General features: G+C 52.2%; 15 protein-coding genes. 11 read left to right on the top strand and 4 right to left on the bottom strand.

All coding sequences use genetic code 11. The features are described 5' to 3' along the window. Positions 1 to 37 precede the first annotated feature (37 nt). Positions 38 to 1570, bottom strand: coding sequence for a hypothetical protein (locus DHN43_RS07430; RefSeq protein WP_208995014.1), 1533 nt, complete (start codon positions 1568 to 1570; stop codon positions 38 to 40). 302 nt (positions 1571 to 1872) lie between these two features. On the opposite strand from DHN43_RS07430, the gene DHN43_RS07425 reads away from it, so the two are divergent. From DHN43_RS07425 to ilvC, 4 genes are all read left to right on the top strand, one after another. After that, on the top strand, positions 1873 to 2394 hold the full coding sequence (locus DHN43_RS07425) for a YeeE/YedE thiosulfate transporter family protein (protein ID WP_108818207.1): 522 nt from the start codon (positions 1873 to 1875) through the stop codon (positions 2392 to 2394). 11 nt (positions 2395 to 2405) lie between these two features. Further along, positions 2406 to 3008 (top strand): YeeE/YedE thiosulfate transporter family protein, encoded by a 603-nt coding sequence (locus tag DHN43_RS07420; RefSeq protein ID WP_108818206.1) that lies wholly within the window; start codon positions 2406 to 2408, stop codon positions 3006 to 3008. A gap of 255 nt (positions 3009 to 3263) precedes the next feature. Then, positions 3264 to 3893: a TetR/AcrR family transcriptional regulator gene (locus DHN43_RS07415; protein ID WP_057465771.1), complete on the top strand. Its 630-nt coding sequence runs from the start codon at positions 3264 to 3266 to the stop codon at positions 3891 to 3893. Between the two features lie 103 nt (positions 3894 to 3996). Beyond that, positions 3997 to 5016 (top strand): ketol-acid reductoisomerase, encoded by a 1020-nt coding sequence (gene ilvC / locus DHN43_RS07410; protein ID WP_057465770.1) that lies wholly within the window; start codon positions 3997 to 3999, stop codon positions 5014 to 5016. 120 nt (positions 5017 to 5136) lie between these two features. Here the strand turns inward: ilvC and DHN43_RS07405 are convergent, their stop codons facing one another. Then, entirely contained in the window at positions 5137 to 5616 is a 480-nt protein-coding gene (locus DHN43_RS07405) for a carboxypeptidase-like regulatory domain-containing protein (protein ID WP_108818205.1), read from the bottom strand. Positions 5617 to 5628: 12 nt separating this feature from the next. Further along, positions 5629 to 6126, bottom strand: coding sequence for a hypothetical protein (locus DHN43_RS07400; RefSeq protein ID WP_108818204.1), 498 nt, complete (start codon positions 6124 to 6126; stop codon positions 5629 to 5631). A 307-nt stretch (positions 6127 to 6433) separates the two neighbouring features. Between DHN43_RS07400 and DHN43_RS07395 the strand changes: the two genes are divergently transcribed. The 5 genes from DHN43_RS07395 to DHN43_RS07375 all read left to right on the top strand — a co-directional run bounded on the left by DHN43_RS07395 (position 6434) and on the right by DHN43_RS07375 (position 12218). Continuing rightward, positions 6434 to 7639, top strand: a complete 1206-nt coding sequence (locus tag DHN43_RS07395) for an MFS transporter (RefSeq protein ID WP_208995010.1) — start codon at positions 6434 to 6436, stop codon at positions 7637 to 7639. 135 nt (positions 7640 to 7774) lie between these two features. After that, entirely contained in the window at positions 7775 to 8977 is a 1203-nt protein-coding gene (locus DHN43_RS07390; protein ID WP_063303420.1) for an MFS transporter, read from the top strand. 23 nt (positions 8978 to 9000) lie between these two features. Further along, positions 9001 to 9441, top strand: coding sequence for a GNAT family N-acetyltransferase (locus DHN43_RS07385; protein ID WP_108818202.1), 441 nt, complete (start codon positions 9001 to 9003; stop codon positions 9439 to 9441). Between the two features lie 182 nt (positions 9442 to 9623). Next, entirely contained in the window at positions 9624 to 10049 is a 426-nt protein-coding gene (locus DHN43_RS07380) for a GNAT family N-acetyltransferase (RefSeq protein WP_108818201.1), read from the top strand. A 123-nt stretch (positions 10050 to 10172) separates the two neighbouring features. Next, on the top strand, positions 10173 to 12218 hold the full coding sequence (locus DHN43_RS07375) for an alkyl/aryl-sulfatase (RefSeq protein WP_108818200.1): 2046 nt from the start codon (positions 10173 to 10175) through the stop codon (positions 12216 to 12218). Positions 12219 to 12374: 156 nt separating this feature from the next. Here the strand turns inward: DHN43_RS07375 and DHN43_RS07370 are convergent, their stop codons facing one another. Beyond that, complete coding sequence (locus DHN43_RS07370) at positions 12375 to 13853, bottom strand: tetratricopeptide repeat protein (protein WP_108818199.1); 1479 nt, start codon at positions 13851 to 13853, stop codon at positions 12375 to 12377. A 301-nt stretch (positions 13854 to 14154) separates the two neighbouring features. Here DHN43_RS07370 and DHN43_RS07365 point away from each other — a divergent pair, with 301 nt between their 5' ends. After that, positions 14155 to 15309, top strand: a complete 1155-nt coding sequence (locus DHN43_RS07365) for a GNAT family N-acetyltransferase (RefSeq protein WP_208995000.1) — start codon at positions 14155 to 14157, stop codon at positions 15307 to 15309. Positions 15310 to 15447: 138 nt separating this feature from the next. Further along, complete coding sequence (locus DHN43_RS07360; protein WP_108818198.1) at positions 15448 to 16362, top strand: PhzF family phenazine biosynthesis protein; 915 nt, start codon at positions 15448 to 15450, stop codon at positions 16360 to 16362. Positions 16363 to 16631: the final 269 nt, after the last annotated feature.

The raw sequence follows: 16631 nt of genomic DNA, 5'->3' as shown, positions 1-16631 counted from the left end.
CCCCTCACCTTCTTCAGCGAGAGAAGCCAATCAACTGCTACGCAAAGACAAAGTCTTCAGCGCTCAGGCTATGAGTGAACAACCACCCCGTATCCACCTCCAGCACATCATTGCCGTAGGATATGGTGATCCATCCTCCCAGCACAGTCTCATCGATATCCAGCTCTGAAAAAGAGCTCACACCAGCTGCGGAAAGATCAATGGTGTCCTCGCCAACGTCGAAGTCATCAATCACATCCTTCACACCATCATCCGCAAAGCAAAACGTGTCGGCACCATCTCCCCCAACAAGGAAGTCACGGCCCGCACCATCCCGCAGAACATCGTTACCATCTCCACCTTCCAGAATGTCATCACCGGAACCACCAAGCAGCCGGTCATTGCCATCTTCCCCGCGCAGATGATCATCACCCGCAAACCCTTCCAACGCATCATCACCATCATTCCCGCGCAGCAGGTCATTGGAGGTTGATCCGAGGATGTAGGCATCCTGTCCATGGTGACCAGTTGGGTCCAGCAGAATTGGAATATCCTCAACCCACGTATCATCACGCTTCTGATCAGAAAGCCCGGAGATAATCACCACACTGTCCCGGTTCATCTCGCTATAGAACGCGGAGGCGTTGATGGCATTGAATGCCGTGCTGTAGTTGAAAGGCAGATGCGCCGACCAGCTCGGCAGGTTGAGCAAACCGCCCCCATCCCAAAACAGCGGCGTATCATACCAATCATTGAAAATGACGATATTGCTGGTGTCGTAGCCGTAGTCCGTATCGTTACCAGTCAAATCCAGACCATCAGAGGAGATCGTCGAGGGCACCGGATCGTTTTCCAGATCAAAGCTGAAAAGCTCAGCTCCGCTGTCCAGAACAGCAGCGCCATCCTCCGGCGTATAATGGCTGGCAAACGCCATGTAGTTGGCATCCACAAAGAAGCCATCCAACCAGTCATTGCTGCGCTCTGCCATGTTGGCAACAGCACCGCCACCCAGCGAATGGCCTGTCACAACCAGATCACTACCATTCAGACTATGCCCAACCATAAAATCCTTCAGCGCAGCAAGCAGCCCGCCGAACGCCTCTTCCACGTAATGCGGTTCATCCTTGAAGAACTCAAGATAGTCGATCACATCCCCAATCGTGTCGGTAACAATGTTGTCCAATGTCCCCGTCGTTCCACGAAACGCCAGCGCAACCTGCGTGATGTTGCCTTGATCATCATACTTGGCCAGCACGTCTGCCTGAGCATCTTTGAACTTGAACGTCTCTCCCTGAAACGTCCCGTTGTGATCAACGATTGCACCATCATAGCCAAGATCAGCAGCAGAAAGGACCGTCCATCCCTTCTCCTCAATCCTGTCACGTGCCGCTTGTTCACTCTCCCCGCTCAACAATCCGGCCTGATCTTCAGTTCCCCAAAGCGTTCCGACCAGTGTTCCCAGTGAAAATCCATTGGCTTGATACGCACTCCCAAGCGCATCATCCAGCCCGTGATAACTATAAAGCATCAAGTCCAAAGCATCAGACATGAGCTGTTGCGCGTCATTCCCTTTATACTCAAATAAAGACATCATCCCTCCCGAATGCAAAGCAACTACATCCTGAAGGAAAACGCTGGTCTCACAATAACCAATAGTGGGACTATGAATTCCATATTTCATATATTTGAAATGCAGATAGATGTTCATCCAGCAAACAACAGATAACCTAACCAACGCTGATGAAACTATTGCGTTATATCTGGATGATCTTGCTGGAAGAACAAATTCATTCAGCTCATCTAAATCACGCTTCCCTTACAAATCCCTCTTGTATATTAGTTTATTAGCATATATTAATTTACTAAATTAAGGAGAGATCGGAGGGCAATCAATTGGATCTTCTCAGGCAAAACGTTTGGTCCCCCTACCTGGCGGGCATGATTATTGGGCTCCTGCAAATCCCGGCATTTCTGCTGGTTGATACTGCGCTGGGGGCATCATCCTCTTTCGTCACCGGCACCGGCTTCATCTTCTCGCTGTTTGATTCCAGCATCACGGAGATCAAGTACTTCGCCAAGTACATGTCCAAGGACAAATACTTCTGGCAAAGCGCATTGGTGATCGGAATCGCCCTGGGCGCTCTGATCTCCTACAAAGCAAGTGGCCGTAAAGCCAGCTTCTCCTCTGCCAGCTGGAAGACCATCGGTGCAAGTTCAGCCCCGGTTGTTCGTCTCCTGCAAGGCTTCATCGGTGGCTTCGTTCTGCTGGTTGGCGCCCGCATCGCAGGCGGCTGCACATCAGGCCACGGCATCTCCGGCCTTGCACAGCTCAGCGTCGGCTCCAGCGTCGCTGTTGCGGCCATGTTCGCAGGTGGCATCGTCACTGCCAATCTTCTTTACAAACGCGCATCCTAAGGAGAGGTCATATGGAAATTTTCTGGCTTGTTATCCTCGGCCTCACCATGGGCATCATCTTCGGTGTCGCGCTGGAGAAGTCTCGCGTCATGGAACCCGGCGTTCTCATCGGTCAGTTCCTCTTCAAAGACTACACCATGCTTAAAATGTTCCTTGCAGCAACAGCAACTGGTCTGGTCGTTCTCTCTGGCCTAACCGCACTCGGCCTTGCTGAGCTGCACCCGAAAAGCTTTGTTGTTGGCAACATCATCGTCGGCGGCACCATCCTCGGCGCTGGCATCGCCATTGCTGGCGCGTGCCCGGGCACAGTCTTCGCCCAGATTGGCCGCGGCTACAAAGACGCATGGCTCACTGTCATCGGCGGCATCATGGGCGCAGCGTTTTACGGCTACAACAAATCCCTCATCGACGGCGTGCTGGACATGGGCAGCCTTGGCAAGATCACCTACGCGGATCTTTTCCCATCCCTGCCCTTCTGGATGCTCGGAATCATCACCGCAGCTGCCCTCGTCGTCGTCATGATCGCACTGGAAATGTATCGCCCATGGAAAGTGGATCGTGGCATGGATCAGAACAACGATGCATCTGCCAGCTCAAATACGGCACATGCATAATTTAAGAGCCCCCAACTGAACTGACTTTGGTTCAGATCAGTAATGCCCCGGAGGAGCACAGACCTTCGGGGCATTTTTTTGCGTGAATGAGAAAGGATCAAATCAAACTCACCTTAAGACACCTAATTTTATTGCGCCCACGCTGTATTTTCCCTCACTTTCCTGTTGCATCCATTTCGATTCTACGGCATAACCGAACCGTACCGTACGGTACAGAAAAACAAACAAGCCAAACCGCTGGAATTAGAACCGCATATGTCCACTGAGCCAGAACAACCAGACTTTACAGACCGCCAGCGTGCGGTACTGGACAAAGCGCTGGAGCTGCTGGTGGAAGGCGGCGAAAAAGCGCTGACAACAGCCGCCATCGCTCGCGCTGCGGGGTGCTCAAAAGAGAGCCTCTACAAGTGGTTTGGAGATCGCGATGGATTGCTGGCTGCAATCGTGACCCGTCAGGCCTCCAAGGTTATTCCGGGTGCTGATCCAGCCGCAAACATGAGCGAAGACGGCCTGCGCGCCGCATTAGAAGAATTTGCCAGAAACCTGCTGGAAACCATCTCCGGCGACGTTTCTCTGGCCCTGAACAGACTTGCCATCGGGCAAGCCAGCAAATCTGAAACCGGCCTTGGCGCCATCCTCGAAAAGAGTGGCCGCGCCCGCATTGGCAGACAGACCACAGCATTGCTGGAAAAAGGATGCACACTTGGCTACCTGCACTGCGAAGACCCGCAGGAAGCCTACAGCACACTTTACGGGCTGGTCGTTCGCGATCAGCACATCCGCATGCTTTTGGGCGGCACCGCACAGGCATCGGCAAAAGACTTGGAACTGGCTGCCCAAACAGCAGTCAAACAGTTCATACAGCTCTACGGAGCACAGAATTAAAGCGCCTCTCTGGAAAGTGGAAACAGATTTTCAGGGAAACGCAAACCAAAAACTAGACCATACGTGCTTTGGGAAAGGCACGGGCGAAACAAAGGGTAGTACCATGCGCGTATATTATGACCGCGATTGCGATTTGAACCTGCTCAAGGGCAAGAACATCACCATCATTGGCTACGGTTCTCAGGGCCGTGCACATGCAATGAACCTCAAAGACAGCGGCGTTGCAGGCATCACCATCGCTCTGCGCGAAGGTTCCACAACACGCCTGAAAGCTGAAGCAGACGGCTTCACTTGTAAGACTGTTGCAGAAGCTGCAAAAGACGCAGACCTGATGATGATGGCAACTCCTGATGAGCTGCAGGCAGACATCTGGAAAGAAGATATCGCAGGCAACATCCGTGACGGCGCAGCAATCGCTTTCGCACACGGCCTGAACGTTCACTTCGGCCTGATCGAGCCTAAGTCCACCATCGACGTTCTCATGGTTGCACCAAAAGGCCCAGGCCACACCGTTCGCGGCGAATACCAGAAAGGCGGCGGTGTACCTTGCCTGATCGCTGTTCACCAGGACGCAACAGGCAACGCAAAAGACCTCGGTCTGGCATACGCATCTGGTGTTGGTGGCGGCCGTTCCGGCATCATCGAAACCTCCTTCCGCGAAGAGTGTGAGACCGATCTGTTCGGTGAGCAGGCAGTTCTCTGCGGTGGTCTGGTTGAACTGATCCGCGCTGGCTTTGAAACCCTGACCGAAGCTGGTTACGCACCAGAAATGGCATACTTCGAGTGTCTGCATGAAGTGAAGCTCATCGTAGACCTGATCTACGAAGGTGGCATCGCGAACATGAACTACTCCATCTCCAACACTGCTGAGTGGGGTGAGTACCAGACTGGTCCGCGCATCGTGACCTCCGAGACCAAAGCAGAAATGAAGCGCGTACTGGAAGAAATCCAGAACGGCACCTTCACCTCTGAGTGGATCCAGGAATACAAGGCTGGTGGCGCTAAGTTCAAAGCAACACGCCGCCTGAACGACGAGCACCCAATTGAAGAAGTTGGCGCAAAGCTGCGCGAAATGATGCCTTGGATCTCCGCTGGCCAGCTGGTCGACAAAGCGAAGAACTAATCTGATCCTCATCGCAGGATACGCATAAAACAAAATCAGAGCGGCAGTTGAATTTAACCTCAACTGCTGCTCTGATTGTTTTTATAAAGATCAATGCACTGAAGACCTAATCATCCAGTTTTATCTCTGCAGGCTCGGTTCAACCTCAAGCTGAATTTTTCCGGCATCAACGGCCTCAGGCTGCAAACTGAGCATGTTCTGAAAGAAGCTCTTTTCTTTAATCTCTATGGTTTTCTTGTCTCGTCTGCTTGCAACACTGCTGGCAGGCAAAGCTTCATCAGAGGGAGCGACAGAAAACTCTTTTGCTAAACCCTCTGGCAGCTCAATTGAATATTCTCCGCTATCAAGATTATAGGCTCTGAAAAAACCCTGATCATCCGTGAACACAGTAATGGCCTTATCGCTATCCTTGCTTTTCAGCAGCAATGGTACATTTGCAATGGGCTCATTTTGATCATCAACCGCCTGCCCGCACACGGAGGCTGCTGGTGCACCCGTTCCGGCATCACTCCCCTCGCATCCCCCCATTGAGAACGCTGACACACTGGCCAAAACCAAGGCGCAAAACATCACAAAACGAGCGAAATGCCGGATCATCATCTACGCTCCTCCTTAGCGGTTTTTTCTCAAAACAACGGTCGGTGTAAACTTCTCGCCTGCATTAAAAAATCGGGGAGCAACATCCGGATCACCCAGCGGGACCAGATACCCATTGTAAGACTTCCAGTTGCTGGGAACGGTCAACTTGATCTCAAGCTCCTCCTCGCTCCCCCAGCTCTCCACGGAATCCCATTCATCGCTAACAACGGCCAGCGCAACCATGTTGACGGAATGCGGTTGTTCAATTCTGACCGTAGCAACCAGCTCAGTCAGGTTGGGAGAATTGCCAAATTGCTGCAGGCAAAAGGCAATCAATCCTCCACCAATGAACGTCACAGCAATCGGCGCCGCGTTTGTTTTCAGCTTGCCAAAAAATGGAAGTTCAAGCTCAACAACACGCCCTTCATTGTCAACAAATCGCTTTTCTTTAATCAGCGCATAGACTGACAAGATGGCGATAAGGCCACCGAATAAAATGCCCGTAAGAGCAAGAATAAAGGCAAAGAGCATGCAGACCTCCCACCAACCACTCCAAAAATATCCCAGCCAATTCAAAAAAACCAACCGTCAATATTCGAGAAGCAAAGCAGCGCTGCTCAAACAGAATAAATCCAGCTCACCTTTATCCGATCAACAATAATCAATAATCTCCCAAAGGCTTAGAGATGCATGACATCCAGAAAAACCCGGGCCTTCACTGTGTTTTTCTGTGCTTAAAATTGCTCACTTTACACGACACCCTCATCAGGTAATTTACGTAGTATTAGAGCGATTGGCCCGAAACCATCTTTTGCAAGGTTAGGGCGTGGAGTTTTTCTTGAATCCTATTAGCAGTCCATTACAAAGACTTGATAAGTTCCCAATTTTATTCTTCGCAGTGATGTTTTTCGGCGCATTTTCGATTGCCTTCGTAATCCCATTATTGAGCACCTACATCATCGAGGAATTGCAGGAACCAGCGTTTAATCTTGCGCTCGTCATCGGCGGTTTTTCAGTCGTATCTCTTGCCACCAACCGTATTTTTGGTGGTCTCATTGATGGTGGCAACCGCGTCAAGCCATTGCTTCTCATCAACATTTGCGCTTTCACTGTTCATGCTCTCATCCAATTGACGGCTCCCTCCTACCTGTCTCTCATCATTTTCGGCATTCCGTTGATCGGCATCAGTGCTGGTGCTCTGTCCACCATGTATTCCACGGGCCGGTTGATTGCAGAGCAGACCGGACGCGATCCGGGCACCTTCAACCTTCACATGCGCATTTGCCTGTCGCTTGGGTGGGTCTTTGGTCCACCTGCCGCCTTCCTGCTTTATGGCACCTATGGGTTTCAGGAAATCCATCTTGCAGCAGCCATTTCAGCCTTCATTTGGCTCACCCTTTGCCTGCTGTTCATCCCCGCAACGCTGAAAACTCACATCAAGAAGCACGCTCAGGAAAGCAGCACTGCAGATACAGTTCCCGTGATGTTGCTGATCGCATGCGTTCCCGTGTTCGCCTTGTCTGCTGCAAACAGCGTGTTCTTCTCAGCAGGCCCCGTTTACTTCATCAAGGAGATGGGCCTCTCGGTCTCCGTCCCCGGCTGGGCTTTTGCAACCAAAAGCCTCTTTGAAGTCATCATCATCTATTTTGCAATCAAGCCGACACAGCGGATTGGCGAACGGAATATGATGTTGCTCTCCGGTCTGGGTGCCATGCTCTTCTTTGCAACAATCACAAGCGCGAATTCCGTTGAGCAAGTGCTCATGCTCTGCATCATTGAGGGCATGTACTATGGCATCTGTGCCAGTGTGGGCATCACGTTCATTCAGAACTATGCCCGCCACAAGCCCGGCATCGCGACCTCTTACTTCGTCAATGCCATCTTCGTTGGCGGTCTGGCAGGCAATGTCCTCACTGGGCTTGTCGCATCCTACACCACTTTCCAAAACACAATCCTGAGCAGCGTCGTCCTTGCAGCTCTGGCCACCTTGATCCTGTTGGTCATCAAGCCCCCCCAACACCAGCAGCTCGCACAAACATCCTGAGCATTTGCGCTGGCTGGATCAGCGCGCATAAAAGCGCGACAACATCTCCTGCTTGCATTTCATTCAAGGAGATGTATCAATACGTACATTCCCGCGAGACTCCATAAGTCTTTCCCCACCACCTTTGGATTCCCCATGCGCTCTATTCCTGCGGCTCTGGCAATGCTGGATCGTTTCCCAATACTGATTCACGTCTACATGCTCATTGGCTCTCTGGCGATTGCCTGCCTCATCCCGCTCTACAGCTCTTATGTTGTCACAGAGCTTGGCGAGCCAGCATGGAAACTCGCGGTCTACATCGTCGGCTCAACCGCCATCACTTTGTTTTCAAACCGCTATTTCGGTGCGCGCATTGATGCTGGCGCACGGCTGAAGCCTATCTTGATATTCTGCTCCACGCTTTACATGCTCAACATGGGCCTTCAATCAACAGTACCGGCCTACTGGATGCTTCTGATGGGCGTGCCGCTCATGGGTGTCTCAGGTGGCGTGCTCTCCACCATGTTCTCTTTTGGACGCCTGTTCGCAGAGCAAACCAATAGGGAACCTGCCAAGTTCAACTCACACCTGCGCATTGCCATGTCGTTAGGCTGGATGGTCGGCACACCGCTGGCCTTCACGCTCTACGGCATGTTCGGCGTTAGCTCCATTTTCCCGACAGCCGGCGTCATCAGCATCTGCTGGCTGGCGATGGGCATTTGGATCGTTCCCAAAAGCTTCACCACCCATCATCCAATAAAGACCAGCGAGAATGGCAGGATTGAGCCCGTTCCGTTCGCCCTCATCCTCGCCTGCCTGCCCATATTTGCGCTCACCTCGGCCAACGTCATCTTTGTATCCGCAGGTCCCGTCTTCTTCATTGAGGAGATGGGCTTCCCGACAGCAACACCGGGCCTTGCCTTCTCAGTCAAATGCTTCGTCGAAGTCTTAGTCATCTTTGTTGTCGTTAAACCTGCTCAAAAGCTGGGCCAGAAGAACGCGATGCTGTTCTCCGCTCTGCTTGGAACACTCTTCTTCCTTCTGATCGTACGGGTAACAGAGCCCTCACAAATCTACCTGCTCTGCGCACTGGAAGGTCTGTACTACGGTATCAACGTCGGACTTGGCCTCACATTTATCCAGGCATACGCACCGCATCGACCGGGGATCGCCACCGCATCCTACACAAACGCCATTTTTGCTGGCGCCTTGGTTGGCAACATGATGACCGGCACAGTGGCAAGCATCACCACATTCGGAAACACCATCCAGTTTTCCGCTCTGCTCACTCTGCTCTCCGCCGCAATTTTGCTGGTCGTCCGGGCTCCAAAGCCTGAAACCAGCCTCCAAACCTCCTAAACGACAGACCTAAGCAGCTCAAAATGACCCAAACTCTGGAAATCGAAATCTCAACCGACAAAGACAAACTTCAGCGCGACAAGATCTATCAGTTCCTCTCAGAAGTTTCTTATTGGAGCAAAGGTTTGCCACGGGATGTCTTTGACAGATCAATAGAAAACTCCCTGTGCTTCGGGCTGTATCTGCCAAATGGAGAGCAAGTTGCGTTCGCCCGCGTCATCACAGACAAAGCCACCTTTGCTTATCTGGGCGATGTCTTTGTAACGCCCGCTCATCGGGGCAAAGGCCTCTCCAAACAGCTCATGAAAGCAATCGACGCCCATCCCGAACTGCAAGGCCTCCGACGCGTCCTATTGGCAACAGCAGATGCGCACGACCTCTACAAACAATTCGGCTTCACCCCACTTGGAGCCCCCGACCGCATGATGGAACGGCACAACAAGACGGCCTATCAGAAAGCTTAGGAGGGCGGACCACAACACACTCCTCCTACAATTTGTTCATATGATATTCGCAAGGCGCTAACCAACAAACCCAGCGCCTTGCATGTTTAAGAGATCACTTAACCGCCAAGAAATAAACTGCGCAAGAAAGCACCTTCCCTCAATCAAGCGAGGTGTGTTCACACTGAAGCAGAGGCGAACCAATGATCACGTTCAGCACCGATATCTCGAAAATTGAAAAGGAACGTGTCTACCAGTTCCTTTCTGAGGTGTCCGGTCGTTTGGAAGGATTACCACCACAAGCACTCGATACCGTTCTGAGCAATTCCATCTGTTTTGGCGCTTACTTACCCAGTGGAGAACAGGTCGCCTTTGCTCGCGTGATCACGGATAAACTCACGTTTGCCTATCTGTGTGACTTATTCGTTTTTGAAGAACATCGTGGCAAAGGACTATCCAAACACCTGCTAGAGGAAGTTCTTTCACATCCAGACGTCAAAGAGGTTCAAAGTATCGGCCTTGCAACCCCCGATGCTCACGACCTGTACAGCCAATACGGCTTTGTCCGAGTGGATCCTTCAGAACGCCTCATGGTGCGCTTCAACAAACACATATCCTCAACGCATTAACCCGTGGTTGCAGCGCTTCATTAGGCCTTCAGCAACCAAAAACCTCATTTCAAACAGCGGTTGAGCTGAGGCCTTAACCGCACGCCTATAAGGAGAAGGGCAACTCTACTCTGGAGGTCGGGAATGACGCTCAAAAAAAACAAGAAATCCCTTGCCCGCCAAATCTTGTGCGCAACTGCCACCATAAGCATCGCATGGTCTCTCTCGCTCACCGCGACCACCGCAGAGACCATCACTAAACCGGCGACACGCTTCACCGGAGATCTTTATGAAAACATCCTGAAGCAACTGCATTTCTCCGATGAGCAAGACTTCAAGGATGCGCAGGCAGGTTATCTCGCTCCACTGCCAGACGGCGGCGTGGTCAAAAACGCCAAGGGCGATATCGTCTACGATCTCTCCAAGTTTGACTTCATCATGCAGGGCTCCATTGCCCCGGAGACCGTCAACCCAAGCCTCTGGCGTCAGTCCCAGCTCATTTTGCTGAGCGGCTTCTTCCAGGTGTCAGAACGCATTTTCCAGGTGCGCGCGGCAGACCTCTCCAACATCACCTTCATTGAGGGCGACGAAGGCATCATCATCGTAGATCCGCTGATCTCCGAGGAAACCGCTCGCTACGCTCTGGAGCTTTACTACGCCCAGCGCGGCAAGAAGCCGGTCAAAGCCATCATCTACACCCACAGCCATGTAGACCACTTCGGAGGTGTCCGCGGCGTGGTGGATGAAGCCGATGTCGCCAGCGGCAAAGTCAAAATCTATGCCCCCGAAGGCTTCATGGAACATGCCGTCTCAGAAAACGTAATGGCCGGCAACGCCATGAGCAGACGTGCCTCTTACATGTATGGCAACCTGCTACCGCACTCTCCGGAAGGACAGGTCGGCGCAGGCCTCGGCCCAACCACATCAAGCGGCACGGTCACGCTCATTCCGCCAACCGATATCATCAGGGACAACGGCGAAACCCATAAGATCGATGGCCTCACCTTCGATTTCTGGATGGCTCAGGACTCAGAGGCTCCCTCAGAGTTCTTCTTCTACATTCAGGAGTTCAAAGCTCTCTGCACTGCAGAAGATGCCACCCACACAATGCACAACACATACTCATTGCGTGGCGCGAAACTCAGAGATCCACTGGGTTGGTCCAAGTACATCAACGAGGCCATCTACAAGTACGGTAAGGACGTTGAAGTCCTCTTCGCTCCGCACCACTGGCATCTGTCTGGCAATGACACCATCGTGAAACACCTGCGCAACCAGCGCGATCTGTACCGCTACATCAACGATCAGCCATTGCGACTGGCCAACCATGGCTTCCGCATGACTGAGATTGCCGAGATGTTGGAAGTGCCGGAAACATTGCAAAACGACTGGAGCACCCGCGGATACTACGGCTCATTCAACCACAACGTAAAATCCACTTACGTGCGGTATCTGGGCTGGTTCAACGGCAACCCTGCCACACTGCATGAGTATCCAGAACGCCTGTCTGGCCCCAAATACGTCGAGTTCATGGGCGGCTCGGTGATATTGCTCCAAAAAGCGCAGGAGTCCTTTGACAAGGGTGATTACCGCTGGGTAGCAGAAGTGCTCAACCATTTGGTCTTTGCAGAGCCAGACAATGAAGATGCCGCACAATTACAGGCAGACGCGTTAGAACAGCTCGGCTATCAGGCAGAATCCGGTCCATGGCGCAACTTCTACCTCTCCGGCGCTAAAGAACTTCGGTCCGGCATTCAGGAACTGCCTGCCGTTGATACGGCCAGCCCGGATATCATCCGCTCTATGGATGTGGATCTGCTCTTTGATTACGCGGCCATGCGTTTGAACAACACAAAGGCGGGCGATCAGCAAATCAAGCTGAACTGGATTTTCCCGGATACAGACCAGAAATATGCAATGGAACTGCAGAACGCAGCGCTCAGCCATATTGAAGGATACCAGCTGGAGAATGCAGACGTCACGGTGACACTGGACAGAAGCACACTCGACAACATCATGCTGGGCATAGAAACCTTTGATGAGGCCATCAAATCCGGCATGATCACAGTGGATGGAGAAGCCTCCAAGCTCACCGATCTGCTGGCAATGCTGGACAGCTTTGATTTCTGGTTCAACATCGTGCGCCCCGTGCCGCTGGACAAGGCCAACCAGAGTACACCAAGCAAATAGCAGGCTTGCACAAATGCCTGAAAGAGCCGGCTCAACACCGGCTCTTATTGCATCTAGAGCGTGTTCCCGAAAAGTGGTTCCGGTTTTCGGATAAGAATACGCGCAAAATTAAAGAGTTAGAGCTTGGTGCGTGAATGCATATGAGCGCAACATGCTCTAATTGTTGCTCTGGGTTCTCAAGCGCCATTCAAGCTGGCGCAGTGCCCTCTCGGCTTCACGATATCCTTGATCAGCAGCCATCTTGTAAAAGTCCCGAGCCTTCACAAGATTGCGGCCCAGACACCGCCCGCTTTCATGACAGTATCCAAGCAGATAAAACGCTTCCGGCACGCCTTTGGACGCGGCAAGCAGAAACATCCGCGCCGCCTCACCTGGGTTCGGCTCTTCATTGAAGCCCTGCAAATAGACTTTGCCTAGCAACACGTCTCCCACAGGCTCTCCTCTTTCGGAGGCCTGCTGAAACAGCTTTTTCGCCAGGTCCACATCCTGCCGCACACCGCGTCCGTTCAGGTAAAGCAGTCCGGCATTGGTCAAAGCAAACGGAAAGCGGGCTGAGGACGCCGTATAAAACTCCAGCGCCAACTCATAGGACTGTGGGACACCGCGCCCGTTCTCATAAAGCACACCCAGATCATTCAAAGCCTGTGCATTGCCCTGTTTGGCCGCCGCTTTGTAAAGCCGGATCGCCTTTTCCAGGTTTGGTTCCGTTCCCTGCCCAAGCAGATAAAACCGCCCCAGTGCAAACTGCGATCGCGCCAACCCGCGCCGCGCGGCCCGCTCATAATGAAAGAAAGCCAGTTCAAGATCTCGTTTGACCCCGACCCCATCTTCATAAAGCGTGCCAAGATAATGGTTGCCCAGCAAATGTCCCTCCCCAGCCGCAACACGGTAATGCCGAATTGCAGCAGCAAGGTCCGCCTCGCCGCCATCCCCATTCTCCAGCAGCTCACCAAGAGGCACATGCGCGTCTATGGAGCCCAGGGAAATAGCTTTGCGATAAAGCACACGAGAACGCGAGGTATCCCGCTCAACACCAACACCATCACGATACAGGCCAGCAAGGTTTTCAATGCCCTGCATCAACCCCGCCATGGCAGCACCTTTCACCCAATAAAAGGCCAGTTTCGGATTCCGCCCCACACCAATGCCATGCAAATAGAGAAGGCCAAGATTATTCTGCGCCCAGGCATCCCCCCAGTCTGCAGCAATTTGGTAAAGCTCACGCGCTTTCTCCGCATCAGGCGCACCATGCTTGCCCTGCCGGTAGATCTCTCCCAGATTGTTGTAGGCAGCCGCAAGCCCCATCTCGCCAGCTTTTTCATAAAGCTCCATGGCAACGGGCAGATCCCGCGGCACGCCGTGCCCCATCTCATGCGCCACGGCCAGCCCGAAGACGGCCTCCGCATTACCAGCAAGCGCTTCTGCATTCAGGGAAGTTATCACCGCACTCTTGGATATCTCCGCCCGTGTGGAACGGTGGATCTTCCCTGCCCGGTTATGAAGAAGCGTCAGCCCGCCAACACCCTTGGACAGCAGAAGTTCCTTTTCACTCCCACTTGCTTGCCAACTCACGGCATGAGCGGGCAGGCCATTGGCAACCGCAAGCAAGCAAAGGAGTGGCAAAAAAATGCGCATGAGTACCTTCTCAACTGTGATTGTCACGGGTCAGAAAGAGCGCCATGCGAGAGGACAAACACGTCATGCTTGCCCGGAAAGCTCTTGTCAGCCTACGAACCTCATGCAAATAGTTAATCGTTAATCTTTTCGGGTTGGATATCCTTCAAATCACATTGGTCACTTGAAACCATTTCCTCTTTTGGGCCACTATTGGCTGGTTGTTTCAACTAGACCGAAAAGAAGACTGGCAAATCTTTGGCCTCAACTTCCTCGGGCTTAAGCACAAACGGTGCTGGTTGAATTTGGAGAATTAAGAAGAATGCATTGCCAGATGCGGCTCGCCGCAAAAAGCCAAGCCATTGCCCTTACAGATATTATGCACGCTGCCAAAGGTCACTGGGGATACGATCCGCAGGACATGCAGGAGTTTCGGGACCATTGGAAAATCACCGCGGAAATGATCGAGGCAGATCCAATCCTTGTCATCACCGATCACGAACGACCACTTGGTTTTGCGCGCATCACCAGGGAAAATGCAGAGACCGCCCTGCTGGATTGTCTGTTTGTGTTGCCCGAAGCACACGGCAAAGGCCATGGAGCCTGGTTGCTGGAAGGGGCTGAAGAAGCAGCCAAACGCATGCAATGCACCCGCATGCGCCTTGAATCAGATGCAAACGCAGCTCCCTTTTATCAGCACCACGGTTATCACAGCACAAGCAACAGACCGAGTGCCTTCAAAGGGGCTGGCCCGATCGAGCACATGCAAAAAGATCTCACCCCGCAAATCCATGAGATCGCAGATGTCAGTTTGAACCTTAACACCTCCGACTGCTGGGATTTCGCCACCAATAACAGTGAGGCTATCAAGGAAAACTGGCAGACATTGATTTCCGATAACCCGGATCTTTGGGATGGTAAGGTTCTTTCATTGTATCAATACTCCTTGGACCAGAAGCAATTTTCCGGTGATCTGGTAGAAATCAACTACTCCGAATTCCTCGCATGGCGCGACTGGGGCTTTCCTGACAGAAGCGCCAAAAACCTGTTTGGCTGCGCAGTCCTCCGTTCCAGCCAGGGCCATCTCGTATTTGGCAAAATGGCGGGAAACACCGCAACAGCAGGTCAGGTTTACCCACCCGGCGGCAATCTTGATCTCAACGATATCACGCCCTCCGGGAAGGTGGATATCTTCGGCTCCATCGCCCGCGAGCTGGAAGAAGAAACAGGCCTCACATTGGATCAGGGAGAGTTGGGGGACGTCTTCGCAATCGAAGATGGGCCACGCCTCGCAATCGCGCGTATTTTAACATTGCAACTCACCTCAGACGAAATCCTTTCAAAAATTGCACATTTCAACGCAAACCAGAAAAAACCTGAATTGGAAGAAGCAGTTATCGTAAAATCCCGTGAGGATCTTAAGGACTACAGCGTCCCCCCATATGCCTTGGCGCTCACCGCACATCTGTTAAATTAACGAGCTATCTTCATTTGCAGACTTGTAATTGGCGCCAAAACAATCTTGAGTGGCGCTCAAGCAAATCTTTTTCGTAAGTTGAGCCCGTGATGCAAGACCACGAGCTCAACACCAAACTGAGATAATTGGACTTTTAAAATGGCCAGACCTTATGCCCTGCTAGACGTTTTCACTGATAAAGCGCTGGCAGGTAATCCGCTTGCAGTTGTGCTGGATGCAAAGGGATTGTCAGACGCTCAGATGCAGCAGATCGCCTGCGAATTTAACCTCTCCGAGACCGTCTTCGTTCTGCCACCAGACAATATCGCTCATAATGCTTCCATCCGCATCTTCACCCCGTCCATGGAACTGCCATTTGCAGGTCATCCAACCGTGGGCACCGCTGTTTTGATGGCCGAAAACCGTTTCGGCGCGCCGGATAACGATATGGATGCATTGGTGCTGTTGGAAGAAAAAGTCGGGTTGGTGCGCTGCGCAGTTGCCCTGCAAAAAGACAAGGCCACCTCCGCCGAGTTTGATGTACCAAGACTGCCGAAGCCAGCTCAAGAGCTTGGCGAAAAAGATGTGATTGCTGCAGCTCTGTCTCTGGAACCAAATGAAATCACATTCGAAAACCACAAGCCCAAAGCTTGGGAAGCCGGCCTGCCATTTGCGTTTGTTCCAGTCGCAGATATGGACGCCATCAACCGCATCCAACCAGTTCATAAATACTGGGAAGAAGCGTTCGGCACCATCACGCACAACAATGCCTTTGCATACTGCCGCCAGACCATCCATGTAGACAGCGCTTTCCACGCTCGCATGGTCTATCTGGAAAACGGCCTGCCACGCGAAGATGCAGCAACAGGGTCAGCAGTCGCCGCCTTTGCAGGGTCCATTGCAGAGTTCGACCAGCCATTGGACGGCACACACAAATATCTCATTGAGCAAGGCTTCAAGATGGGACGCCCCTCCTCCATCTCACTGGAAATGGAGATGCGGTCTGGCGCCATTCACGCTCACCGCATTGGCGGACAGGCAGTTATCCTCGCTCGCGGCGAACTACTCCTCTGATCGATAATACCGGAGGAGAGCACTCCGCCTCCTCCACTTCTCCCGCATATTGGGACTGCTCTGTGAGCCAATTGAGATTATCTCAGCGTGAGCTGCATATACTTTTGAGTAATCAGAGCCCTGTTTTGAGTAAAATTCTTGCGTTTAATCCGCATATCCGCTAGGAAAATTACAGATTAGGCAAAAACGAGACTTACTCGGTAACGCTACAAGAAGATTTGGCTTGTAACTTCAAACAAGTATCCGACACGTAAGTAGTTGGAAAACTT

The organism is Pseudovibrio sp. Alg231-02, from assembly GCF_900143565.1.
Lineage (GTDB): Bacteria > Pseudomonadota > Alphaproteobacteria > Rhizobiales > Stappiaceae > Pseudovibrio.
Note: the sequence above shows the minus strand (reverse complement) of the source record. Positions and strands in the feature narration are given on the sequence as shown.